Annotated in this window: 2 protein-coding genes; one reads left to right on the forward strand and one right to left on the reverse strand. The window is 62.1% G+C overall.

From position 1 onward, the window contains the following. On the reverse strand, window positions 1-596 hold a 596-nt coding region (locus FHW92_RS25425; RefSeq protein WP_168606076.1), incomplete at its 3' end, for a FadR/GntR family transcriptional regulator. 127 nt (window positions 597-723) lie between these two features. On the opposite strand from FHW92_RS25425, the gene manD reads away from it, so the two are divergent. Continuing rightward, complete coding sequence (manD, locus tag FHW92_RS25430) at window positions 724-1,932, forward strand: D-mannonate dehydratase ManD (RefSeq protein ID WP_168606077.1); 1,209 nt, start codon at window positions 724-726, stop codon at window positions 1,930-1,932. Window position 1,933 lies beyond the last annotated feature (1 nt).

Raw genomic sequence — 1,933 nt, forward strand, 5'->3', positions numbered from 1 at the left:
GCTTCGAGCACGGCGGTGTGCTCTTCGACCACGGGCTTGATGTTGGCGCTGCGGGCCTTTTCGTGCAGCAGCGCGCTTTCGGGCGAATCCGCGCGCAAGGACCAGAGCCGCTCGACCGCCTCGGCCACGGCGGCGTTGCGCGTGGCCCGCGCGATGGCGAGGTGAAAGGCGCGGTCGGCCTTTTCGGTGCCATGCGGATTGCTGTTCTCGCTCTCGATCTCCTCGACCAATGCGGCCAGTTCTGCCAGACCTTCCTCGGTGATCGTGGTCGCGGCCAGAGCGGCGGCCTCGCCCTCGAACAACAGGCGCGCCTCGGTCAGTTCGAAGGCGGAAATGTTGAAGCCGGGGATGTCGCCCTTGCCGGGCAGGCGCCGCACATAGGCGCCCGAGCCCACGCGCACCTCGACCAGACCCTGCACTTCCAGCGCGATCACCGCCTCGCGCACGGTGGGGCGCGAGACGTTGAATTGCGCGGACAATTCGCGTTCGGCCGGCAGGCGGTCGCCCACTTCATAGCGGCCGCTGACAAGTTCATCCATCAAACGCCGCGCAAGGTCCTGATAGAGGCGCTCTTGTGCGGGACTGGTATCGTTCATTGAGGTCACCTTCCGCGAAATGGCCTTACCGCTTAATTAGAAATTGACAGGCCAACTCAAATTGGTCAAGAGTCTTCTCTAGCACAAGCAGACCAATTCGGGAACAGATCCCCGTGAGGACCAACCCATGAAAATCACCTCCGCCCGCGTCATCGTCACCTGCCCGGGTCGCAACTTTGTCACGCTCAAGATCGAGACCGATCAGGGCGTCTACGGCATTGGCGACGCGACGCTCAACGGCCGCGAAAAGGCGGTTGTCTCCTATCTGGAAGACCATGTGATTCCGTGCCTTATCGGCATGGACCCGCGCAATTCCGAGGACATCTGGCAATATCTCTATCGCGGGGCCTATTGGCGCCGCGGGCCGGTCACGATGCGCGCGATTGCCGCCGTGGACGTCGCCTTGTGGGACATCAAGGCCAAGATGGCGGGCATGCCTTTGTACCAGCTTCTGGGCGGGCGCAGCCGCGATGGCGTGATGGTCTATGGTCATGCCAATGGCTCCGACATTGCCGAGACGGTTGATGCGGTTGGTCAGTATATCGACATGGGCTATAAGGCGATCCGCGCCCAGACCGGCGTGCCGGGCATCAAGGATGCCTATGGCGTGGGCCGGGGCAAGCTGTATTATGAACCGGCCGATGCGGCGCTGCCCTCGGTGACCGGTTGGGACACGCGCAAGGCGCTGAATTACGTGCCGAAACTGTTTGAAAAGCTGCGCGAGACCTATGGTTTCGACCACCATCTGCTGCATGACGGCCACCACCGTTACAGCCCCACCGAGGCTGCGCAGCTCGGCAAGGCTTTGGAGCCTTACAGCCTGTTCTGGCTGGAGGATGTGACGCCTGCGGAAAATCAGGAAGCCTTCAAGCTGATCCGCCAGCACACCACCACGCCGCTGGCCGTGGGCGAGATTTTCAACACGATCTGGGACGCCAAGGACCTGATCCAGAACCAGCTCATCGACTATATCCGCGCCACCATCGTGGGCGCGGGCGGCATCACCCATCTGCGCCGCATCGCGGACCTTGCCAGTATGTATCAGGTCCGCACCGGCTGCCACGGCGCCACCGACCTCTCGCCTGTCACCATGGGCACCGCGCTGCATTTCGACACTTGGGTGCCCAATTTCGGCATTCAGGAATATATGCGCCACACGCCCGAAACCGACGAGGTTTTCCCCCACGATTACACCTTCGATGCGGGCATGCTCTATGTCGGCGACACACCGGGCCATGGCGTCGACATCGACGAAACCCTCGCCGCCAAGTATCCTTACAAGCCCGCATACCTCCCCGTCGCAAGGCTCGAAGATGGTACCATGTGGAATTGGTAAG

It is taken from the genome of Novosphingobium sp. SG707 (assembly GCF_012275515.1).
Classification (GTDB): domain Bacteria; phylum Pseudomonadota; class Alphaproteobacteria; order Sphingomonadales; family Sphingomonadaceae; genus Novosphingobium.

Excerpts from the sequence above, each read along its gene's own strand:
- manD (WP_168606077.1), top strand. The coding sequence starts at position 724 with ATGAAAATCACCTCCGCCCGCGTCATCGTCACCTGCCCGGGTCGCAAC.